At 40.3% G+C, this 21,498-nt stretch carries 24 protein-coding genes; all 24 read left to right on the forward strand.

All coding sequences use genetic code 11. The features are described 5' to 3' along the window. Nucleotide 1 precedes the first annotated feature (1 nt). The 24 genes from ftsY to frr all read left to right on the forward strand — a co-directional run bounded on the left by ftsY (nt 2) and on the right by frr (nt 21,469). Nucleotides 2–1,018 (forward strand): signal recognition particle-docking protein FtsY, encoded by a 1,017-nt coding sequence (gene ftsY / locus GPDM_RS09200; RefSeq protein ID WP_008430830.1) that lies wholly within the window; start codon nt 2–4, stop codon nt 1,016–1,018. A gap of 67 nt (nt 1,019–1,085) precedes the next feature. After that, entirely contained in the window at nt 1,086–1,409 is a 324-nt protein-coding gene (locus GPDM_RS09205; RefSeq protein WP_039863254.1) for a putative DNA-binding protein, read from the forward strand. Between the two features lie 12 nt (nt 1,410–1,421). Then, the gene (gene ffh, locus GPDM_RS09210) at nt 1,422–2,780 is read left to right on the forward strand and encodes a signal recognition particle protein (RefSeq protein WP_008430832.1); all 1,359 of its coding nucleotides are present in this window, start codon (nt 1,422–1,424) and stop codon (nt 2,778–2,780) included. Nucleotides 2,781–2,873: 93 nt separating this feature from the next. Further along, nucleotides 2,874–3,146: a 30S ribosomal protein S16 gene (gene rpsP, locus GPDM_RS09215; RefSeq protein WP_008430833.1), complete on the forward strand. Its 273-nt coding sequence runs from the start codon at nt 2,874–2,876 to the stop codon at nt 3,144–3,146. 13 nt (nt 3,147–3,159) lie between these two features. Beyond that, nucleotides 3,160–3,393, forward strand: a complete 234-nt coding sequence (locus tag GPDM_RS09220) for a KH domain-containing protein (protein ID WP_008430834.1) — start codon at nt 3,160–3,162, stop codon at nt 3,391–3,393. 66 nt (nt 3,394–3,459) lie between these two features. Continuing rightward, nucleotides 3,460–3,975 carry a ribosome maturation factor RimM gene (gene rimM / locus GPDM_RS09225; protein ID WP_008430835.1) on the forward strand — a complete coding sequence of 172 codons (516 nt, stop codon included), beginning with the start codon at nt 3,460–3,462 and terminating at the stop codon, nt 3,973–3,975. Further along, entirely contained in the window at nt 3,975–4,700 is a 726-nt protein-coding gene (gene trmD / locus GPDM_RS09230; RefSeq protein ID WP_008430836.1) for a tRNA (guanosine(37)-N1)-methyltransferase TrmD, read from the forward strand. The genes rimM and trmD overlap by 1 nt, the downstream gene beginning before the upstream one ends. Nucleotides 4,701–4,836: 136 nt before the next feature. Beyond that, on the forward strand, nt 4,837–5,181 hold the full coding sequence (gene rplS / locus GPDM_RS09235) for a 50S ribosomal protein L19 (protein WP_008430837.1): 345 nt from the start codon (nt 4,837–4,839) through the stop codon (nt 5,179–5,181). 99 nt (nt 5,182–5,280) lie between these two features. Next, complete coding sequence (lepB, locus tag GPDM_RS09240) at nt 5,281–5,838, forward strand: signal peptidase I (RefSeq protein ID WP_008430839.1); 558 nt, start codon at nt 5,281–5,283, stop codon at nt 5,836–5,838. An 11-nt stretch (nt 5,839–5,849) separates the two neighbouring features. Then, complete coding sequence (gene ylqF, locus GPDM_RS09245) at nt 5,850–6,716, forward strand: ribosome biogenesis GTPase YlqF (protein ID WP_008430840.1); 867 nt, start codon at nt 5,850–5,852, stop codon at nt 6,714–6,716. 87 nt (nt 6,717–6,803) lie between these two features. Next, entirely contained in the window at nt 6,804–7,583 is a 780-nt protein-coding gene (locus GPDM_RS09250) for a ribonuclease HII (protein ID WP_008430841.1), read from the forward strand. Nucleotides 7,584–7,695: 112 nt separating this feature from the next. Continuing rightward, on the forward strand, nt 7,696–8,856 hold the full coding sequence (gene sucC, locus GPDM_RS09255; RefSeq protein ID WP_008430842.1) for an ADP-forming succinate--CoA ligase subunit beta: 1,161 nt from the start codon (nt 7,696–7,698) through the stop codon (nt 8,854–8,856). An 18-nt stretch (nt 8,857–8,874) separates the two neighbouring features. Then, entirely contained in the window at nt 8,875–9,777 is a 903-nt protein-coding gene (gene sucD / locus GPDM_RS09260) for a succinate--CoA ligase subunit alpha (protein ID WP_008430844.1), read from the forward strand. A gap of 229 nt (nt 9,778–10,006) precedes the next feature. Further along, a complete protein-coding gene (gene dprA / locus GPDM_RS09265; RefSeq protein ID WP_008430845.1) occupies nt 10,007–10,894 on the forward strand; it encodes a DNA-processing protein DprA in 888 nt (295 codons plus the stop codon). A 111-nt stretch (nt 10,895–11,005) separates the two neighbouring features. Further along, nucleotides 11,006–13,075 (forward strand): type I DNA topoisomerase, encoded by a 2,070-nt coding sequence (gene topA / locus GPDM_RS09270; RefSeq protein ID WP_008430847.1) that lies wholly within the window; start codon nt 11,006–11,008, stop codon nt 13,073–13,075. Between the two features lie 20 nt (nt 13,076–13,095). Then, entirely contained in the window at nt 13,096–14,406 is a 1,311-nt protein-coding gene (gene trmFO, locus GPDM_RS09275) for an FADH(2)-oxidizing methylenetetrahydrofolate--tRNA-(uracil(54)-C(5))-methyltransferase TrmFO (RefSeq protein ID WP_008430849.1), read from the forward strand. Nucleotides 14,407–14,473: 67 nt separating this feature from the next. Continuing rightward, the gene (xerC, locus tag GPDM_RS09280; protein WP_008430850.1) at nt 14,474–15,367 is read left to right on the forward strand and encodes a tyrosine recombinase XerC; all 894 of its coding nucleotides are present in this window, start codon (nt 14,474–14,476) and stop codon (nt 15,365–15,367) included. 16 nt (nt 15,368–15,383) lie between these two features. Further along, nucleotides 15,384–15,929: an ATP-dependent protease subunit HslV gene (gene hslV, locus GPDM_RS09285; RefSeq protein ID WP_008430852.1), complete on the forward strand. Its 546-nt coding sequence runs from the start codon at nt 15,384–15,386 to the stop codon at nt 15,927–15,929. Next, entirely contained in the window at nt 15,929–17,326 is a 1,398-nt protein-coding gene (gene hslU / locus GPDM_RS09290) for an HslU--HslV peptidase ATPase subunit (protein ID WP_008430853.1), read from the forward strand. Before hslV ends, hslU begins: the two co-directional genes overlap by 1 nt. A gap of 86 nt (nt 17,327–17,412) precedes the next feature. Beyond that, nucleotides 17,413–18,192: a GTP-sensing pleiotropic transcriptional regulator CodY gene (gene codY, locus GPDM_RS09295; RefSeq protein WP_008430854.1), complete on the forward strand. Its 780-nt coding sequence runs from the start codon at nt 17,413–17,415 to the stop codon at nt 18,190–18,192. A gap of 222 nt (nt 18,193–18,414) precedes the next feature. Continuing rightward, nucleotides 18,415–19,131, forward strand: coding sequence for a 30S ribosomal protein S2 (gene rpsB / locus GPDM_RS09300; RefSeq protein ID WP_008430856.1), 717 nt, complete (start codon nt 18,415–18,417; stop codon nt 19,129–19,131). Between the two features lie 89 nt (nt 19,132–19,220). Further along, nucleotides 19,221–20,105, forward strand: coding sequence for a translation elongation factor Ts (tsf, locus tag GPDM_RS09305; RefSeq protein ID WP_008430858.1), 885 nt, complete (start codon nt 19,221–19,223; stop codon nt 20,103–20,105). An 81-nt stretch (nt 20,106–20,186) separates the two neighbouring features. Then, nucleotides 20,187–20,912 (forward strand): UMP kinase, encoded by a 726-nt coding sequence (pyrH, locus tag GPDM_RS09310; protein ID WP_008430861.1) that lies wholly within the window; start codon nt 20,187–20,189, stop codon nt 20,910–20,912. After that, a complete protein-coding gene (frr, locus tag GPDM_RS09315) occupies nt 20,912–21,469 on the forward strand; it encodes a ribosome recycling factor (RefSeq protein WP_008430863.1) in 558 nt (185 codons plus the stop codon). The genes pyrH and frr overlap by 1 nt, the downstream gene beginning before the upstream one ends. Nucleotides 21,470–21,498 lie beyond the last annotated feature (29 nt).

Genomic DNA, 21,498 nt, shown 5'->3' on the forward strand with positions numbered 1-21,498 from the left:
TGTGAGTTTCTTCAAAAAATTAAAAGATAAATTTGCCGGCAATGCCGAAGCAGAAGAATCAACTGAAAAGTACAAAGAGGGGTTAGCCAAAACCCGAATTGGCTTTACGTCAAAGATTAACGATTTGGTAGCGAAATACCGTAAAGTAGATGAAGATTTCTTTGAAGAATTAGAAGAAATTTTGCTGCAAGCGGATGTAGGGTTTGAAACGGTAATTGAACTGATGGACGATTTACGTTTTGAAGTTCAGCGCAAAAATGTTAAAGATACTTCTAATGTTCAATCTGTTATTTCAGAAAAGCTGGTGGAAATTTATGAAGCTGGCGAAGCAGAAATTAACGAGATTAACTTTGTTGAAGGATTAACCGTTATTTTAATGGTAGGTGTCAACGGCGTTGGGAAAACGACTACGATTGGCAAACTAGCTCACCGCTTTAAAAATGAAGGAAAAACCGTTATGCTAGCAGCCGGTGATACTTTCCGAGCAGGCGCAATTGAACAATTAGATGTTTGGGGCAAGCGCGTTGGCGTGGATGTTATCAAGCAAAGTGAAGGGTCAGATCCTGCTGCCGTTATGTACGATGCTGTACGCTCAGCGAAGTCTCGTGGAGTAGATGTGTTAATTTGTGACACAGCAGGACGTCTACAAAACAAAGTCAATTTGATGAATGAATTGCAAAAAGTTCACCGTGTCATATCGCGTGAAATTCCAGGTGCACCACATGAAGTGTTGTTAGCTCTTGATGCAACAACAGGTCAAAATGCGATGTTGCAGGCGCAAACATTTAAAGAAGTAACAGATGTAACCGGTATTGTGTTAACAAAACTTGATGGAACAGCAAAAGGTGGAATTGTTTTAGCAATCCGCAATAAGTTGAAAATTCCTGTTAAGTTTGTTGGACTTGGTGAAAAGATGGACGATTTGCAACCATTTGATGCACAAAAATATGTCTACGGTTTATTTGCTGAAGGATTGGATAAAGAGCAACAAGAAGAAGACGAAAAAGCAGACAAGTAAAATTACTTGACAGCACTATCGTTATTCAGTATTCTAAGCAAGAGAACGAGTGGGGTGAGTGTCAATGATGGGACTAGAAAAAACAACACGCATGAATTATTTGTTTGATTTCTATCAGGAGCTACTGACACCTAAACAGCGCAGTTATATGATGCTGTATTATTTAGATGACCATTCACTGGGTGAAATTGCTGAAGAATACGACATTACCCGTCAAGCAGTATATGACAATATTCGCCGGACGGAAGCAATGCTAGAAGAATATGAACGCAAATTGCAGCTTTTCGAGAAATTCCAGAAACGGCAGCAATTGGTTTCGTCATTTGAAAAAGAGCCATTCACAGAAGAACGTATCCAGCAATTTTTGGGCGAGCTAAAGGAATGGGATTAGGAGGCGGAAAGAATGGCATTTGAAGGTTTATCCGAACGCCTGCAAGGTACGATGACTAAGATTAAAGGCAAAGGTAAAGTCAACGAAGCAGACGTTAAGGAAATGATGCGTGAAGTTCGTTTCGCCTTGATCGAAGCGGATGTCAATTTAAAAGTCGTGAAAGAATTCGTTAAGAAAATCAGTGAACGAGCGATTGGCCAAGATGTCATGGATAGCTTAACGCCAGGACAGCAAGTTGTTAAAATCGTAAAAGATGAGCTGACGGAATTGATGGGCGGCGAAGAACGGAAAATTGAGTTTTCAACAAAACAGCCGACTGTTATTATGATGGTTGGTTTACAAGGTGCCGGTAAAACGACAACTTCGGGAAAACTCGCTAATTTATTGCGTAGAAAACACAATCGCAAACCACTATTAGTAGCGGCCGATGTGTATCGTCCAGCGGCAATACAGCAGCTTGAGACGATTGGTAAGCAATTATCTCTACCCGTTTTCTCTAAAGGGACTGATATGTCTCCAGTAGAGATTGCGCGTCAAGCGATTGAGCATGCAAAAGCTGAGCATTTAGATACGGTCATTATTGATACGGCGGGACGTTTACATGTAGATGAAGCGTTAATGCAGGAATTGAAGGATATTCGTGCGCTTAAAGAGCCGGATGAAATCTTCCTAGTCGTCGATTCAATGACAGGTCAAGATGCTGTCAATGTTGCTCAAAACTTTGATGAAGCGATTGGCATCACAGGCGTTGTTTTAACAAAGCTTGATGGCGATACACGAGGCGGTGCGGCATTATCCATTCGTTCTGTCACTCAAAAACCGATTAAATTTGTCGGGATGGGTGAAAAAATGGATGCATTAGAAGCGTTCCACCCTGAACGTATGGCATCGCGAATACTTGGCATGGGCGATATGTTGTCCTTAATCGAAAAAGCACAGTCGAGTGTGGATGAAGTAAAAGCAAAAGAACTAGAAGAAAAATTCAGAACTTCGACATTTACTTTTGATGATTTCCTCGAACAAATGTCACAAGTAAAACAAATGGGACCATTAGATGAAATTTTAAAAATGCTCCCCGGGGCCAATAAAATTAAAGGGCTTGAAAACGCAAAAGTTGATGAAAGCCAAATGGATCGTGTTGAAGCGATTATTTATTCGATGACAAAAAAAGAAAAAACAACACCTGAAATTATTAATGCAAGTCGTAAAAAACGAATTGCTAAAGGTTCAGGAACCAATATTCAAGATGTCAACAGACTGTTAAAACAGTTTGAAGATATGAAGAAAATGATGAAACAAATGTCTGGCATGAACACGAAAAAAGGCAGAAAAAAGATGGGAATGCCAGGGCTAGACTCACTTTTTAAGTAAAATTTTAAGGTGTTAAGAAAAAATACTTTACAAACTATTTAAAGCTTGCTAATATAATATCTTGTGTGAAACTATTCGGAGGTGCTTTAAGAAATGGCAGTAAAAATTCGCTTGAAACGTATGGGAGCTAAAAAATCTCCTTTTTACCGTATTGTAGTAGCTGACTCACGTGCTCCACGTGACGGCCGTCAAATCCAAACAGTAGGTACTTACAACCCACTGACAGTTCCAGCTGAAGTTAAAATCGACGAAGAGCTAGTGTTGAAATGGCTTCATGATGGCGCTAAACCATCTGACACAGTACGCAACTTGTTTTCTCAAAAAGGCATTATGGAGAAATTCCATAACGAAAAACTAAACAAGTAAGGGAGAGTTTCTTATGAAGCAGCTGATTGAGACCATTGTGAAACCGTTAGTTGATTATCCGGAAGAAGTTCGTGTCGATACCGACGAAAACGCAAGCCGAATTGTCTACAAGCTTTCCGTGCATCCAGAGGATACAGGGAAAGTGATCGGGAAGCAGGGACGTGTAGCGAAAGCTGTTCGTTCAATTGTGTACTCAGCAGCAGGCGGTTATCATAAGAAAAAAACTTATCTCGATATTGTGGATTAAGAAAAAGAAGGAGCCCCGGTTCCTTCTTTTTTTTTCAGAAAAATAACCTAGAAAGGATGTTTGCTTGTGCAATGGTTTAACGTAGGGAAAATTGTCAACACACACGGAATCCGTGGGGAAGTACGTGTTTTATCACGTACCGATTTTCCGGAAGAACGATTTGCCGTAGGGACAAAGCTTGGGCTTTTCACTCCGGATGCAAAAAAACCAATCATGGTGAAAATCGCCAGTCATCGCCAACACAAGAACTTTGAGTTGTTAACTTTTGAAGGCTACCCAAACATTAATGATGTTGAGCCGTTTAAAGAGTCGTACTTGAGAATTGCTGAACACGATTTGACAGAACTCGAAGAAAACGCTTTTTATCATCACGAAATTCTTGGTTGTGCAGTGTATTCAACAGAAGGTCAAGAACTAGGGAAGATTACAGAGATTTTGGAGACGGGTGCCAATGATGTATGGGAAGTAACACCTGAAAAGGGCAAAAAACATTATATTCCTTACACAGAAGAAATCGTCAAAGAAGTGGATATCGATGAAAAGAAAGTGATCATCGAAGTGATTGAAGGGTTATTGTCTTGATGAACATCCATGTACTATCGTTATTTCCGCCAATGTTTGAAGGTGTTTTTCAACATTCGATTATGAGAAAAGCGCAAGATAAAAATGCCGTTAGTTTGAACGTGGTCGATATTCGTGAGTTTGCTGATAACAAACGGCAAGTTGATGATTATCCATTTGGTGGTGGAGCTGGAATGGTATTAAAACCAGAACCGATTTTTAATGCGGTTGAAAGTCTTGCACCCAAAAGTAAACGACGTGTTATTTTACTGTGCCCGCAAGGTGAACGCTTTACGCAAAAGAAAGCTGAAGAGTTGGCAACTGAAGAAGAATTGGTGTTTATCTGTGGCCATTACGAGGGATATGACGAACGCATTCGAGAGCATTTGGTAACAGATGAAATCTCAATCGGTGATTTTGTGCTCACTGGTGGAGAGTTAGCTGCGATGACGGTGATTGACAGTGTCGTAAGATTGCTTCCAGGAGTGCTAGGTAACGCTGATTCGCCTATACGAGACTCATTCTCTACGGGATTGCTAGAACATCCACAATACACCCGTCCGGCTGATTTTAGAGGGTGGAAAGTGCCTGATGTTTTAACTTCCGGTAATCACGGAAAAGTCGATCAATGGCGCGAAGAACAAACATTAAAACGGACGCTCGAAAGACGTCCAGACTTGCTCGAAAAAATCGAGTTAAGCGATAAACAACAGAAAATAATTGATGGATTAATAAAAGAAAAATAGAATTTAAGTAGCTCTTGCATGAGTTAATGATCAGTGGTATCATGGACAATGTACTTTTATGTGAAGTACAGGATCACGATGTTCCGCTGCAACAGTGATATGGTGTAAGAGCGTCTGTAGAAGGAGAGAAAAAATAATGCAAAACATTATTACAGAAATCACTAAAGAACAGCTTCGTACGGACCTACCTAAGTTCCGTCCTGGAGACACTGTTCGTGTCCACGTTAAAGTTGTCGAGGGTACACGCGAACGTGTTCAGGTATACGAAGGAGTCGTAATTAGCCGTCGCGGAGGCGGAATCAGTGAATCATTCACTGTTCGCAAAATCTCTTACGGTGTTGGTGTTGAGCGTACATTCCCTGTACACACACCAAAAATTGCACAGCTTGAAGTTATGCGTCGTGGTAAAGTACGTCGTGCGAAATTGTACTACTTGCGTGACCTACGCGGTAAAGCAGCTCGTATTAAAGAAATTCGATAAGATTGCATGGATGAAAGAGGGCGCTTGCGCCCTCTTTCTTTTTGCTAAAAAGTGTATTTCCTTGTACAATTAAAACAGTAAGTTTGGGGAGGAACACGCATGGAGACTGAAGTGAAGAAGAAAAATGAAATGTGGGAATGGTCCAAAGCTTTATTGATTGCCTTCGGCTTGGCAGCAATTATTCGTTTCTTTTTATTCACGCCGATTGTAGTAGATGGAGAGTCGATGATGCCGACCCTAGAAGATGGGGATCGCATGATTGTCAACAAGATTGGTTATTCAGTCGGGGAGCCTGACCGCTTTGATATTATTGTTTTCCATGCCCCAGAAAAGAAAGATTATATTAAACGTATAATCGGGTTACCGGGCGATCACATCGCTTATGAAGATGACCAGCTATATATAAATGGAGAAGCAATAGAAGAACCTTATTTAGATGTTTATAAACAAGGCATCACAGGTACGCTAACAGAAGATTTTGACTTGGTAGATGTTACAGGGGAAAATACAATCCCTGAAGGAACTATCTTTGTGATGGGCGATAATCGCCGAGCGAGCAAAGACAGCCGACACATCGGATTGGTATCAACCGACGAAGTGATAGGCGACACAAATTTCGTTTTTTGGCCATTGGCTGAAGCGGGAATTGTAAAATAAGGAGTGGTTTTATGACGATACAATGGTTTCCTGGGCATATGGCAAAAGCGCGAAGACAAGTTACTGAAAAACTGAAATTAGTGGATATTATTTTTGAACTTGTTGACGCCAGGTTGCCTTTATCTTCACGAAATCCAATGATCGATCAAGTGATTCAACAAAAACCACGTCTAATAATTTTAAACAAAATGGACATGGCCGATGAAGTTGAAACGAAAAAATGGATTCGTTATTTCGAGGATCAAGGTACGCGTGCCGTTGCAATCAACTCACTAGAAGGTAGAGGACTGCAACTAGTTACAAAAGCTTCAAAAGAAATATTAGAAGAAAAATGGGATCGAATGATTGCCAAAGGCATAAAGCCCCGTGCCATTCGTGCGATGATTGTCGGAATTCCGAACGTCGGAAAGTCGACACTCATTAACCGGTTATCGAAAAAAAGCTTAGCGAAAACAGGAAATATGCCTGGTGTCACAAAAGCGCAACAATGGATTAAAGTCGGCAAAGAAATTGAATTACTGGATACACCGGGTATTTTATGGCCAAAATTTGAAGATCCTGAAACAGGCTTGAAATTGGCGGTTACAGGTGCCATTAAGGATTCCGTAATTCAAATGCAGGAACTGGCTATTTACGCGCTGAAATTTTTAGAAGAACGCTATCCAGATCGCATGAAAGAGCGTTACGGCATCGATCATATTGACGAGGAAATCGTCAATACATTCGATCATATCGGCAACAAGCGAGGATGCAAAGATCAGCATGGCGAAGTCGATTATGAAATGACTGCTGAAGTCATTGTGCGCGATATTCGCAATCAGCACTTGGGCAAAGTAACGTTTGATTATAGAGATGAAATGATTGAAGAAGAAGAGTGAGCAATCGCTCTTTCTAACAAGAGCTGCTCCTCGATTTTTGAGGGGCAGCTTTTTACATATCGAGAAAAATTGAAAGAAGTTGAATAGATGCTAAAAATCACCGAAATAAAAGAAAAGCTAAAAATGACCACTGAATGGCAACCGTGGATGAGTGAAATCGAAACCGATTCCAGGAAAAGTGTACAAACCTTATTAACGTCATGGCGGAAAAAGCAAGTTCAACGAAAAAAGTTGCTGAATGATCATAATGCCAAATTAGCATTTGATGATTCGTTTCGAAAAGAAAGTGTGGACTTAGTGGCAGGAATTGACGAAGCAGGTAGAGGGCCTCTTGCGGGTCCTGTTGTAACTGCGGCTGTTATTTTGCCAGAAGATTGTTCGAGTTTAATCGGCCTAGACGATTCTAAACAATTAAGTAAAGCAAAACGCGATGAACTGGCAATAACAATAAAAAAATTTGCGATTAGTTATGCTGTGCATGTTCAATCACCCGAAGAAATTGATCGACTAAATATTTACCAAGCAACCAAAAGTTCGATGACAGAAGCTGCGCGGGCATTAACTCCTGCGCCTGACATAGTATTGGCTGATGCAATGATGCTCGAACTGCCGATGACTTGTGAGTCTATTATTAAAGGTGACGCGAAAAGCTTGAGTATAGCAGCTGCATCGATATTAGCGAAAACAGGCAGAGACGCATTAATGACAGAATATGCTGTTCAATATCCTCAATATGGATTTGAAAAACATGCTGGCTATGGCACGAAAGAACATGTTGCGGCACTTCAAGAATATGGACCTTGCGAAATTCATCGCAAAACATTCGAACCGATAAAAACTCTTTTGACGAAAAGTTCGCTGTTTTGAATACACGAAGTTTTGTCAGAATATCGAACAACGGTGGACATTCTACGACAACTTTAATACAATGGTATAGGCAATAAAATTACGATAGAGATGTTTGATTGGAGGATGACAGATGAATATCCATGAATATCAAGGTAAAGAACTCCTCAGACAATATGGCGTAGCAGTTTCATACGGCACCGTTGCTTTTTCTCCAGAAGAAGCAGTTAAGGCAGCTAAAGAACTGAGTACGGATGTTGTCGTGGTAAAAGCACAAATCCACGCAGGTGGACGAGGCAAAGCTGGCGGTGTTAAAATCGCTAAAAATCTGGATGAAGTCCGTACATATGCGAAAGAACTTTTAGGTAAAGTTCTTGTGACTCACCAGACAGGTCCAGAAGGTAAAGAAATTAAACGCCTTTTGATCGAAGAAGGATCTGACATTAAGAAGGAGTATTACATCGGATTGGTGCTTGACCGCCAAACTGCTCGTGTAACTCTTATGGGCTCTGAAGAGGGCGGAGTAGATATCGAAGAAGTTTCTGAAAACACTCCTGAAAAAATCTTCAAAGAAGTAATCGATCCAGTAATCGGTTTGACTGGTTTCCAGGCACGCCGCATGGCTTTCAACATGAACATTCCGCCAAAGCTTGTTAACAAAGCGGCGAAATTCATGCTTGGACTATACACTGTATTTATCGAAAAAGACGCTTCAATCGTTGAGATTAACCCGTTAGTTGAAACTGGCGACGGCAATATTTTAGCGCTTGATGCGAAATTCGATTTTGATGAAAACGCTCTTTACCGCCACAAAGACATTGTGGAACTTCGCGATTTCGACGAAGAAGATCCAAAAGAAATTGAAGCTTCTAAGTATGACTTGAGCTACATTTCTTTAGATGGGAACATCGGCTGTATGGTTAACGGCGCCGGACTTGCTATGGCAACAATGGACACGATCAACTATTACGGCGGAACACCCGCTAACTTCCTTGACGTTGGGGGCGGTGCCACTGCTGAGAAAGTAACGGAAGCTTTCAAAATCATTCTTTCTGATAAGAATGTAAAAGGAATTTTCGTTAACATTTTCGGCGGTATTATGAAGTGTGACATCATTGCGGAAGGCGTAATTCAAGCTGCTAAAGAAGTAAGCCTTGAAGTGCCATTAGTAGTCCGTCTTGAAGGAACAAACGTAGAACTTGGTAAAAAACTGCTTAATGAATCAGGTCTTAATATCGTAGCTGCTGGAACAATGGCAGACGGCGCTAAACAGATCGTAGAACTTGTAGGCTAAAGAAGGGCAGGGACAAAAATGAGTGTATACATTAATAAAGACACAAAAGTGCTTGTACAAGGAATTACAGGGTCAACTGCCCTTTTCCATACAAAGCAAATGCTTGAATACGGAACGAAAATCGTTGCGGGTGTAACACCAGGTAAAGGCGGAACTGAAGCTGAAGGCGTACCTGTCTTCAATACTGTTGAAGAAGCAGTAAAAGCTACAGGAGCTAACGTATCTGTAATTTACGTACCGGCACCTTTCGCTGCAGACGCAATTCTTGAAGCTGTTGAAGCTGAGCTTGACATGGCAATTTGTATCACTGAGCATATTCCAGTATTGGATATGGTTAAAGTGAACCGTTACATGGAAGGCAAGAAAACACGTCTTGTTGGACCTAACTGCCCGGGCGTTATTACTCCGGACGAATGTAAAATCGGCATCATGCCTGGATACATTCACAAAAAAGGACATGTTGGCGTTGTTTCACGTTCAGGTACACTGACGTATGAAGCGACTCACCAATTGTCTGAAGAGGGAATTGGCCAATCGACAGCTGTCGGTATCGGTGGAGACCCAGTAAACGGTACAAACTTTATCGATGTGTTGAAAGAATTCAATGAAGATGAAGATACGTACGCAGTTGTAATGATCGGTGAAATCGGCGGAACAGCTGAAGAAGAAGCTGCTGAGTGGGTTAAAGCGAACATGACAAAACCTGTTGTAGGATTTATCGGTGGACAAACTGCACCTGAAGGAAAACGTATGGGCCATGCCGGTGCGATTATTTCTGGCGGTAAAGGAACAGCTGCTGATAAGATCAAAGCAATGAACGAAGCTGGAATCGAAGTTGCAGACACTCCATCAGTAATCGGAGAAACTTTGATCAAAGTGATTAAAGAAAAAGGTTTATACGACAAGTGTAAAACTCATTAATAAACAAAAGACTCAAACTCTTGGTTAAACAAGAGCTTGAGTCTTTTTTTATGTATATGTTATGCGTAACTGCATTATTCTATTGAAAAAATACTTGTTACAATGAAAAAAGGATGAACATAGGCACATTTAAAAAGTTTACGCCAATAGAAAAACAGATTAAAATGAAAAGAAGGTGGTTTTCTTCGACACACCTTAATGGATTCCAAAAATGAACAGGAGGAACAACATGAACAAAGAATTTACTGAACGTTTATTGGCATTGCATTATGTTTATCCGAAAAGTTTGCAAAAGTTACTACCGCTATTAGCTGATGATCCAAACTTAGCTAAGCTTGAACGAAAATCTCTGAATGAGATAATGTGGTTACTAAACATTAAATTAGAACAAGCAATAAAACTAAAAGCCTCATACAGCCAATCCCTGACATACCCCTTACAAGAAACCTACGCCAAATATAAGATACTCCCCATATCTTATCAACACCCACTTTATCCTGAGAGTTTGCTTGAGTTAATCGACCCTCCTGCCATACTTTATGCTAAAGGAGACCTCACATTATTAAAAAATTCTCGAAAAATAGCCATAATTGGATCACGTAAAGCCACATCGTATTCTCAAAAAGCTCTGCAAAAAATCGTTCCCCCACTTGTTGAAAAAGATTTTGTTATTGTTAGTGGCTTAGCAAAAGGTGCAGATGCTATGGCTCATCAAAAAGCAATTGATTTAGGTGGCCGAACAATCGCTGTTACAGGCAGTGGTTTTTTACATCCTTACCCGAAAGAAAACGCCAGCTTAAACCATATAATAGAAGAAAGGCATCTTGTTTTAACTGAATATCCCCCATATATGAGGCCTCAAAAATGGAATTTTCCGATGAGAAATCGCATTATCAGTGGATTATCTAAAGGAATTATTGTGACAGAAGCGCAAGTGAAAAGTGGCACATTAAGCACAATTGAACATGCGTTGGATCATGGAAAAGATATTTTCGCCGTACCAGGAAGTATTGACTCTTTGTTATCTGAAGGGCCTCATAAATTGATTTTAGAAGGCGCAAAACCAGTATGGAACGGTTGGCAAGTGCTAGAAGAATACCAACATATGCCAGTTTGAAAAGAATGAAAAAAACGAAAACCCTTGCATTAAGCTAAAAACTGTTATACATTTTGCAACAGGTAATTCTTTTAAGCAGTTTTGAGAAACCTCTATGAGGAGGAAATAATTATGGCGGATTTTTTAGTGATTGTGGAATCGCCTGCAAAGGCTAAAACAATCGAACGGTATTTGGGTAAGAAATATAAAGTCCGTGCTTCACTTGGACATTTACGCGATTTGCCCCGGAGTCAAATGGGTGTAGACGTGGAAAACAACTACGAACCTCGTTATATTACAATCAGAGGTAAAGGACCAATCTTACAAGATCTTAAAAAAGAAGCAAAAAAAGCAAAGAAAGTCTTTCTCGCGGCTGACCCCGACAGAGAAGGAGAAGCAATTGCGTGGCATTTAGCTACGGCACTCGGCATTGACCAAACTTCAGATTGCCGTGTCGTTTTTAACGAAATCACAAAAGATGCAATTAAAGAATCCTTTAAGCATCCGCGCAAAATTGATATGGACTTAGTCGATGCACAACAAGCACGCCGAATTTTAGATCGTCTTGTTGGGTATAGCATTAGTCCTTTACTTTGGAAAAAAGTGAAAAAAGGATTATCAGCTGGGCGCGTTCAATCAGTGGCTTTGCGATTAGTTATTGATCGTGAAAACGAAATCAAAGGTTTTGAACCGGAAGAATACTGGTCTATTACTGGAGAGTTTGAAAAGTCGAAAAAGAAATTTGAAGCGCAATTTTATGGCAATACAAAAGAAAAAATGAAATTGAATAATGAGGCTGATGTCAAAGAAGTAATGTCTTCAATGTCAGGGAAGAACTTTACAGTAAACCGTGTAGTGAAAAAAGAGAGAAAAAGAAATCCCTCCCCTTCTTTTACAACATCTTCACTCCAACAAGAAGCCGCCCGCAAGTTAAACTTCCGAGCTAAAAAGACAATGATGCTAGCGCAACAATTGTATGAAGGTATTGCAGTTGGCAAAGAAGGCATTACAGGTTTAATCACCTATATGCGAACAGATTCAACGCGGATTTCAGATACAGCGAAAAAAGATACCATCGACTTTATCGTTGAAAAATATGGCGAAGAGTATGTTACGCAAAAAGTCGCTGCAAAACAGTCTGCAAAATCACAAGATGCCCACGAAGCGGTGCGCCCAACAAGTGTCATGCGGACACCCGAGTCGATGAAGAGCATTCTGTCACGCGACCTTTACCGTCTGTATAAACTTATTTGGGATCGTTTTGTTGCAAGTCAAATGTCATCGGCTGTATTAGATACAGTTATGGCCGAGTTGCAAAATGGAGAAGCTGTATTTCGTGCCAACGGTTCTCAAGTTAAATTTCCGGGCTTTATGAAGCTGTATATTGAAGGTACAGATGATCAAAAAGAAGAAAAAGATAACATTTTACCGGAAATGACAGAAGGTGACGTAGTAAAAGCCGTTGATATTACACCAAATCAGCATTTTACGCAGCCGCCTCCGCGTTTTACAGAGGCCCGTTTAGTGAGAGCACTTGAAGAGCTTGGGATAGGACGTCCGTCAACCTATGCACCGACACTCGACACTATCCAAAAGCGTGGGTATGTTACATTAGATGCTAAACGATTTATCCCAACAGAGTTGGGTGAAATTGTTCATCAGCTTGTACTCGAATTCTTCCCGGATATTTTAAACATTGAATTTACCGCTAAAATGGAGCATGATTTGGATACTGTCGAAGAAGGCGAAATCGAATGGCGCTCCATTATCGACGCATTTTATCAGAAATTCGAAAAAAACGTCGAAGTAGCAGAAAATGAAATGGAAAAAGTACAGATCAAAGATGAGCCGGCTGGGGAAGACTGTGAATTATGTGGTTCACCGATGGTTTATAAACTAGGTCGTTACGGAAAATTCATGGCTTGCAGTAATTTCCCGGAATGTCGAAATACAAAAGCCATTGTGAAGCATATTGGGGTGACATGCCCAACTTGTAAGCAAGGCGAAATTGTAGAGAGAAAAAGTAAAAAGCGCCGCATATTCTACGGGTGTGAACGTTATCCAGAATGTGAATTTGTCTCATGGGATAAACCGATTGAGCGACCGTGTCCGAAATGTAGCGAGTTACTAGTAGAGAAAAAAGTGAAAAAAGGTGTACAAATTAGTTGTACGAGCTGTGATTATAAAGAAGAAGTTCAATAATAATGTAGAGGTGTTTAGAAATGACGAAATATGTAAACGTAATTGGAGCCGGATTAGCTGGGAGTGAAGCAGCTTGGCAAATCGCAAAACGAGGAGTAAATGTCCGGTTGTTTGAAATGCGCCCAGTTCAACAAACTGCTGCACATCACACAGATAAATTTGCAGAACTAGTTTGCAGTAATTCTTTACGCGCTAATTCATTAACGAATGCTGTTGGCGTGATCAAAGAAGAAATGCGCAAATTGGATTCAGTCATTATCGAATCAGCAGATGGTGCATCCGTACCAGCAGGTGGCGCGTTAGCAGTTGATCGTCACGAATTTGCGGCGGCAGTAACTGATAAAGTGAAAAACCACCCATTAGTAGAAGTGATCAACGAAGAAGTAACAGAAATTCCAGAAGGCATTACGATTATTGCAACCGGTCCACTAACGTCACCAGCACTTGCTGAGAAGATTCGTAAGTTAACGGGCGAAGAATATTTGTATTTCTATGATGCAGCAGCACCAATCGTTGAAAAAGACAGCATCGATATGGATAAAGTGTATTTGAAATCTCGCTACGACAAAGGAGAAGCGGCTTATCTAAACTGTCCAATGACAGAAGAAGAGTTTAAACGATTCCATACAGCGCTTGTTGAAGCTGAAGTAGTACCTTTGAAAGAATTTGAAAAAGAAATTTACTTTGAAGGCTGTATGCCTGTTGAAGTAATGGCGGCTAGAGGCGAGAAAACGTTAACATTCGGACCGATGAAGCCGGTAGGATTAGAAGATCCAAAAACGGGAGAACGTCCATATGCAGTAGTTCAGCTTCGTCAGGATGATGCAGCAGGAACACTTTACAATATCGTTGGTTTCCAAACGCATCTTAAATGGGGACCTCAAAAAGAAGTGTTAAAATTGATCCCAGGCTTGGAGAACGTTGAAATTGTTCGTTACGGTGTTATGCACCGCAACACGTTCATCAACTCACCGCGTGTCCTAAAACCAACTTATCAATTAAAAGCTGATGATAATATTTTCTTTGCTGGCCAAATGACGGGCGTAGAGGGCTATGTAGAATCTGCAGGAAGCGGATTATTGGCAGGCATCAATGCTGCGAAATTGGCACTAGGTGAAGACTTGTTAGTATTCCCGGCCGAAACAGCTTTAGGTAGTATGGCGCGATACATTACGGAAGCAGATAGCAAAAATTTCCAACCAATGAATGTTAACTTCGGATTGTTCCCTGATTTAGGTGAACGCATCCGTTCGAAACAAGAGCGTGCAGAGCGACATGCAAACCGCGCACTTGAATCAATTCAAAATTATATGAATACAGTAACTGTTTAATTGATAAAAGCCTCTAAATGTTGTTATAATTTAGAGGCTTTTCTATTTGCTGAAAGGTGGAGCGCGTATGGAGAAAGAAAAGATGCTGGAATCTTTTATGAGTTATATTCAATTGGAAAAGAATTATTCTGAACATACCGTCCACCATTATGAACATGATTTGGCGGATTTTTTTCTGTTTCTAAATGCTGAAGGTGTACCAGACATTAGAGAAGTAGAATATATACATGCTAGAAATTATGTTACGAAATTATATGATGCGAAATTATCAAGAACCACTGTTTCTAGAAAAATTTCTGCTATTCGGTCGTTTTTTCGTTATGCGAATCGGGAGTATGGCTTAGACGAAGCTGCGTTTAGATCACTATATCATCCTAAAAAAGAAGAGCGACTACCACAATTTTTTTATGAAGAAGAATTGGCACAGCTTTTTAAATCAGTACTAGGGGATGACAAATTGTCGATTCGTAACACAGCACTTCTTGAATTACTGTATGCGACCGGCATGCGAGTTAGTGAATGTGTTTCAATTCGATTGACGGATCTAGACCAAACAATGCAAATTGTAAAAGTGATGGGTAAAGGAAGAAAAGAACGATATATTCCGTATGGCCAGTTTGCACAGGATGCATTGGAACATTACCTCGAAGATGCACGTCCTAAGTTAATGAAGAAGCAAGACCATGATTATTTATTTGTAAATAGTCGAGGAGAAGCTGTTACTGATCGAGGTATTCGCCATATATTAAGCGAATGCATGAAAAAGGCTTCTGTCAATTCTTCTATTTATCCGCATATGATTCGTCATACGTTTGCAACTCACCTGATTAATAACGGGGCCGATATTCGGACTGTCCAGGAATTATTAGGACATTCTCATTTAAGTTCTACGCAGGTATATACGCACGTTACGAAAGAACATTTACGAAATACGTATTTGAACTCACATCCACGAGCTTAGAAAGGGGCATTTTACGATGCAAGAATTTCATGCAACCACGATATTTGCAGTTCGACATAATGGTCAATGTGCAATGTCAGGGGATGGCCAAGTAACATTTGGGAATGCTGTCGTGATGAAGCATACAGCAAGAAAAGTTCGTAAATTATACAATGGGCAAGTATTAACGGGGTTTGCAGGCTCAGTTGCAGATGCTTTTACATTGTTTGAAATGTTTGAAGGCAAGTTGACGGAGTATAACGGCAATCTTCAAAGAGCGGCAGTTGAACTAGCTAAGCAATGGCGTGGGGACAAAATGCTGCGCCAATTAGAAGCGATGCTTATTATTATGAACAAAGATGAACTATTGTTAGTATCGGGAACTGGTGAAGTAATTGAACCGGATGATGGCATTTTAGCAATCGGATCTGGTGGTAACTATGCACTAGCAGCTGGACGTGCATTAAAGAAATTCGCAGGAGATCATTTTACAGCCTCAGAAATTGCGAAGTCAGCTTTAGAAACTGCAGCAGATATTTGTGTTTATACAAATCACCAAATTGTTGTGGAGGAATTATCCTAATGAAAAATCAGTCGGATTTAACGCCAAGACAAATTACAAATCATTTAGATCGATACATTGTTGGTCAAAAAGATGCAAAGCGTTCAATCGCGATTGCATTGCGAAATCGTTACCGTAGAAGTCGGTTGGACGAAGAAATGCGCGGAGAGGTAATTCCGAAAAATATTTTAATGATTGGTCCAACTGGCGTCGGTAAAACAGAAATTGCTCGTCGCATTGCGAAATTAACGGGTGCTCCATTTATTAAAGTCGAAGCAACCAAGTTCACAGAAGTCGGATATGTCGGGCGTGATGTTGAATCGATGGTACGCGATTTAGTCGAAGCAGCTGTGCGAATTGTTAAAGAAGAAAAATACGAAGCAGTTAAATTTCAAGCAGAAACAGCAGCCAATGAACGGATCGTTAAATTATTGGCGCCTTCTTTACGTAAAAAGCAAACAAACCAAAATCCATTAGAGATGATTTTTGGACAAAAGCTTGAACAAGAAGAAGAAGAACCAACCGCAGAAGTTGAAGTCCGAGTAAAAAGAAGAGAGATTGCTGCTGACTTAAAAGCAGGTAAGCTAGAAGAAGAGTGGGTAACTGTAGAAGTGGTTGAAAATTCACTTTCCATGTTTGACGCTCTACAAGGTTCGGGAATGGAACAAATGGGTGCAAACATGCAGGATGCATTTTCTTCTCTTATGCCCAAGAAAAAGAAAAAGCGTCGTTTACGAGTAAAAGAAGCTCGTCGTGTATTAACGACAGAAGAGGCAGCTAAGTTAATCGATGATGAAGAAGTTGGTATGGAAGCAATTGAACGAGCTGAGCAGCATGGCATTATCTTTATCGATGAGATGGACAAAATAGCGAGCAAAAGCAATTCGTCATCAGCCGATGTGTCACGAGAAGGTGTACAGCGGGATATTCTTCCAATAGTAGAAGGCTCTACTGTTTCAACTAAATACGGAGCAGTCAAAACAGATTATATGTTATTCGTTGCAGCGGGTGCATTTCATATGTCCAAACCGTCTGATTTGATCCCGGAATTGCAAGGGCGTTTTCCAATCCGGGTAGAATTGCAGAAGTTAGAAGTTGAAGATTTTGTAAAAATATTAACAGAGCCTAAACATTCTTTAATAAATCAGTACAAAGCCCTTCTCGAAACAGAGGGAATTGTGGTACACTTCAGTGATGCCTCAATAATCAGACTTGCAGAAATTGCATACGAAGTAAATCAAGACACAGATAACATCGGTGCGCGCAGGCTGCATACCATCCTAGAGCGCCTTTTGGAAGATTTGTCTTTTGAAGCTTCCGAGATTTCTCCAGCGCAAATTGACATTACCGTCCAATATGTGAATGAAAAACTCGAAAATGTGGCAAAAAATAAAGATTTGTCACAATTTATTCTGTAAAACAAGGCGTAATAGTTTCATTAAGGTATAAAAACCTTTAGAATATTGAATAAATAAGGTACGAATACTGTAGGAGGTTCATTTAAATGAATTTATTAGGAAAAACAAGACGAATTAACTCGATGCTGGAAGCAGCGGGCGGAAAAAAAGTAAACTTTAAAGATATGGCTGAAACATTGAGCGAAGTTATTGAATGTAACGCGTTCGTAGTAAGCCGTAAAGGTAAAGTGTTGGGCTATGCAATTAACCAACAAATCGAAAACGAACGTATGAAAGGTATGCTGGAAGATCGTCAGTTCCCAGCTGAGTATACTCAAAAACTTTCAAACATCACTGAAACAACTGAAAACTTGGACGTAAACAGCGAACACACGATTTTCCCAGTGGAAGAGCGTGAGTTGTTCAAAGATGGTCTTACAACAATCGTCCCAATTAACGGTGGTGGCGAACGCCTTGGAACATTGCTTCTTGGACGTGTAGAAGCAGAATTCCATGATGACGATTTAATTCTTGGAGAATACGGCGCAACAGTTGTAGGGATGGAAATCCTTCGCGAAAAAGGCGACCGCATTGAAGAGGAAGCTCGTAGCAAAGCTGTTGTTCAAATGGCGATTTCTTCACTTTCATATAGTGAACTTGAAGCAATTGAACACATTTTTGAAGAATTAGATGGCAACGAAGGATTACTAGTTGCTTCTAAAATTGCTGACCGTGTAGGTATTACTCGTTCAGTAATCGTTAATGCACTTCGCAAACTTGAAAGTGCTGGCGTTATCGAATCACGCTCTCTAGGAATGAAAGGGACGTACATTAAAGTATTGAACACAAAATTCCTTGCAGAACTTGAACAATTAAAAATGAACTAATTTGTTTTGAAAAGATGTCGGAAATTTTCCGGCATCTTTTCTTTTGGCTATTTTGCCTAACTTGGTAGAAACTTGTTGCGTTCTTAAGCTGTAGCGTGATATAATTTCAAATGGTGTTAAATACACACGCATTTAGATTTGAGTCGTAGGTGCCCAATTGGGTAACGGTTCAGAGAAGAAAAATGCGGAGGGAAAAAATAACCTATCAGGAGGAAACATATCATGGCAGTAATCTCAATGAAACAATTGTTAGAAGCTGGTGTACACTTCGGTCACCAGACTCGTCGTTGGAACCCGAAAATGAAAAAATATATTTTCGTGGAGCGTAACGGTATCTACATCATCGATCTACAAAAAACAGTTCGCAAACTGGAAGAAGCTTATAGCTTCATGAAACAAGTTGGCGAAGAAGGCGGAAAAGTGCTTTTCGTTGGTACGAAAAAACAAGCTCAAGACGCTATTAAAGAAGAAGCAGAACGCTCTGGTAACTACTACATCAACCAACGTTGGTTGGGTGGAACACTTACTAACTTCGGTACAATCCAAAAACGTGTGAACCGTTTGAAACAAATTGAACGCATGGAAGAAGATGGAACTTTTGAAGTTCTACCGAAAAAAGAAGTTGTTCAGTTGAAAAAACAACACGAACGTCTTGTTAAATTCCTAGGCGGTATCCGTGACATGAGTTCACTACCGGACGTAATGTTCGTAGTTGATCCTCGTAAAGAACGCATTGCAGTTGCAGAAGCAATGAAATTGAACATCCCGATCGTTGGTATCGTTGATACTAACTGTGATCCAGATGAAATCGATTATGTTATTCCTGCAAACGACGATGCAATTCGCGCAGTTAAATTGTTAACTGGTAAAATGGCGGATGCTTTGCTTGAGTCAAAACCGGAAGAAGATGAAGAAACTCAAGCTGAATCTGCTGAGTAATTCACGATTACACAGGTGATAAGCGGCCAACCCCTCTTATCACCTTTTTTTGAGAAAATGGCTACAAATTATGAAGGAGGAATTTAATCATGGCAGTTACAGCACAAATGGTAAAAGAATTACGCGCAAAAACAGGCGCAGGTATGATGGATTGCAAAAAAGCTTTAGTACAAACAGACGGTGATATGGAAGCGGCAATCGATTTCCTACGTGAAAAAGGTCTTTCAAGCGCTTCTAAAAAAGCAGATCGTATTGCAGCTGAAGGAACAACTTCAATTCTTGTAAAAGATAACGAAGCTATTATCTTCGAAGTAAACGCAGAAACTGACTTTGTTGCGAAAAACGAAGGCTTCCAAACATTAGTATCAGAATTAGGCGAGCACTTGATCACAACTAAACCAGCTTCAGTTGAAGAAGCTAACGCTTCTACAATGTCTAACGGCTTAACAGTTGCTGACCACATTTCAAACGCTATCGCTAAAATTGGTGAGAAAATCACTTTGCGTCGTTTTGAAATCCGCACAAAAACAGATGCAGATGCATTTGGACCATACCTACACATGGGCGGAAGAATTTCAGTATTAGTAGTTCTTGAAAACTCTACTGACTCAGATGCTGCTCGCGATATCGCTATGCACATTGCTGCATTAAACCCTAAATACATTTCTCGTGACGAAGTTTCTGCTGACGAAGTAGAACACGAGCGCAAAATCTTGACTGAGCAAGCATTAAACGAAGGCAAACCTGAAAAAATCGTTGCTAAAATGGTTGAAGGCCGTCTTGGTAAATATTTCGAAGACATTTGCTTGCTTGACCAAGCATTCGTTAAGAACTCAGATCAAAAAGTTCGTGATTTCGCAGCTTCTACTGGTGGAACTGTTAAAGAATTCATCCGTTATGAAGTTGGAGAAGGAATCGAGAAACGTGAAGACAACTTTGCTGATGAAGTTATGAGCCAAGTTAACAAAAAATAAGAACGTTTATCATATGATTTAACTTGGGGAACACGAGAATGTGTTCCCTATTTTTCAATAAAAGTGTAACGGAGGGTACCGATGAGTGTTCAGCAATATAAACGCATTGTATTAAAACTAAGTGGTGAAGCAATGGCAGGAGGACAGGGTTTCGGATTGTCCCCTGAAATTATCAAATCAGTAGCAAGCCAAGTAAAAGAAGTGGTAGAACTCGGAGTAGAAGTAGCAGTTGTTGTAGGTGGCGGAAACATTTGGAGAGGTAAAGTCGGTTCTGAAATGGGTATGGATCGTGCGACAGCTGATTACATGGGCATGTTGGCGACAGTTATGAACTCATTGGCTTTACAAGATTCACTAGAAAAACAAGACGTAGAAACTCGCGTGTTGTCTTCTATTGAAATGCGCCAAGTAGCTGAACCATATATCCGTAGAAGAGCCATTCGTCATTTAGAGAAAAAACGAGTTGTTATTTTTGCAGCAGGTACGGGAAATCCTTACTTCTCAACTGATACAACAGCAGCATTGCGTGCGGCAGAAATTGAAGCCGATGTCATTTTAATGGCGAAAAACAATGTTGACGGTGTATATTCAGCTGATCCGAAGACGGATTCAACTGCTGTGAAATATGAAGAACTTTCTTATTTCGACGTGATTCAACAAGGTTTGCAAGTGATGGATTCAACTGCTTCTACGCTTTGTATGGACAATGATATCCCACTCGTAGTATTCTCTATTATGGAAAAAGGAAATATAAAAAGAGCTGTACTTGGAGAAAAAATCGGTACAGTAGTGAGGAGAACATTATAATGCCGAAATCAGTAATGAATGAAACTCAATCAAAAATGAATAATGCAATCCAAGCTTTTTCACGCGATTTAGCATCAATCCGTGCTGGCCGTGCAACGCCATCAATTTTGGATAAATTAACAATCGATTATTACGGTTCTCCAACACCGGTCAACCAAGTTGCTGGGATTTCAATTCCTGAAGCTCGTTTGATCATGATTCAACCGTATGACAAATCGGTTCTTGGTGATATCGAAAAAGCGATTCTTAAATCTGACTTAGGTTTAAGCCCATCAAATGATGGCTCAGTTATCCGTTTAGCTGTACCGGCTTTAACGGAAGAGCGTCGTAAAGACCTTGTTAAGCAAGTGAAAAAAGAAGCTGAAGAAGCGAAAATTGGAATCCGCAATATTCGCCGCGATGCAAATGACGAGTTTAAAAAGCTTGAGAAGAAAAGTGAAATCACAGTTGATGACTTGCGTGGGTATTCCGATGATGTTCAGAAGTTGACAGATGACAACATTGCGAAAATCGATGAAATGGCAAAAGATAAAGAAAAAGGAATTATGGAAGTTTAAATCGAACTTCATCTTATGTTGAGCGTCCT

Origin of the sequence: Planococcus donghaensis MPA1U2 (assembly GCF_000189395.1) — a bacterium.
Taxonomy (GTDB): domain Bacteria; phylum Bacillota; class Bacilli; order Bacillales_A; family Planococcaceae; genus Planococcus; species Planococcus donghaensis_B.

Excerpts from the sequence above, each read along its gene's own strand:
- GPDM_RS09205 (WP_039863254.1), top strand. The coding sequence starts at position 1,086 with ATGGGACTAGAAAAAACAACACGCATGAATTATTTGTTTGATTTCTAT.
- ffh (WP_008430832.1), top strand. The coding sequence starts at position 1,422 with ATGGCATTTGAAGGTTTATCCGAACGCCTGCAAGGTACGATGACTAAG.
- rpsP (WP_008430833.1), top strand. The coding sequence starts at position 2,874 with ATGGCAGTAAAAATTCGCTTGAAACGTATGGGAGCTAAAAAATCTCCT.
- GPDM_RS09220 (WP_008430834.1), top strand. The coding sequence starts at position 3,160 with ATGAAGCAGCTGATTGAGACCATTGTGAAACCGTTAGTTGATTATCCG.
- trmD (WP_008430836.1), top strand. The coding sequence starts at position 3,975 with ATGAACATCCATGTACTATCGTTATTTCCGCCAATGTTTGAAGGTGTT.
- rplS (WP_008430837.1), top strand. The coding sequence starts at position 4,837 with ATGCAAAACATTATTACAGAAATCACTAAAGAACAGCTTCGTACGGAC.
- lepB (WP_008430839.1), top strand. The coding sequence starts at position 5,281 with ATGGAGACTGAAGTGAAGAAGAAAAATGAAATGTGGGAATGGTCCAAA.
- ylqF (WP_008430840.1), top strand. The coding sequence starts at position 5,850 with ATGACGATACAATGGTTTCCTGGGCATATGGCAAAAGCGCGAAGACAA.
- GPDM_RS09250 (WP_008430841.1), top strand. The coding sequence starts at position 6,804 with ATGCTAAAAATCACCGAAATAAAAGAAAAGCTAAAAATGACCACTGAA.
- sucC (WP_008430842.1), top strand. The coding sequence starts at position 7,696 with ATGAATATCCATGAATATCAAGGTAAAGAACTCCTCAGACAATATGGC.
- sucD (WP_008430844.1), top strand. The coding sequence starts at position 8,875 with ATGAGTGTATACATTAATAAAGACACAAAAGTGCTTGTACAAGGAATT.
- dprA (WP_008430845.1), top strand. The coding sequence starts at position 10,007 with ATGAACAAAGAATTTACTGAACGTTTATTGGCATTGCATTATGTTTAT.
- topA (WP_008430847.1), top strand. The coding sequence starts at position 11,006 with ATGGCGGATTTTTTAGTGATTGTGGAATCGCCTGCAAAGGCTAAAACA.
- trmFO (WP_008430849.1), top strand. The coding sequence starts at position 13,096 with ATGACGAAATATGTAAACGTAATTGGAGCCGGATTAGCTGGGAGTGAA.
- xerC (WP_008430850.1), top strand. The coding sequence starts at position 14,474 with ATGGAGAAAGAAAAGATGCTGGAATCTTTTATGAGTTATATTCAATTG.
- hslV (WP_008430852.1), top strand. The coding sequence starts at position 15,384 with ATGCAAGAATTTCATGCAACCACGATATTTGCAGTTCGACATAATGGT.
- hslU (WP_008430853.1), top strand. The coding sequence starts at position 15,929 with ATGAAAAATCAGTCGGATTTAACGCCAAGACAAATTACAAATCATTTA.
- codY (WP_008430854.1), top strand. The coding sequence starts at position 17,413 with ATGAATTTATTAGGAAAAACAAGACGAATTAACTCGATGCTGGAAGCA.
- rpsB (WP_008430856.1), top strand. The coding sequence starts at position 18,415 with ATGGCAGTAATCTCAATGAAACAATTGTTAGAAGCTGGTGTACACTTC.
- tsf (WP_008430858.1), top strand. The coding sequence starts at position 19,221 with ATGGCAGTTACAGCACAAATGGTAAAAGAATTACGCGCAAAAACAGGC.
- pyrH (WP_008430861.1), top strand. The coding sequence starts at position 20,187 with ATGAGTGTTCAGCAATATAAACGCATTGTATTAAAACTAAGTGGTGAA.
- frr (WP_008430863.1), top strand. The coding sequence starts at position 20,912 with ATGCCGAAATCAGTAATGAATGAAACTCAATCAAAAATGAATAATGCA.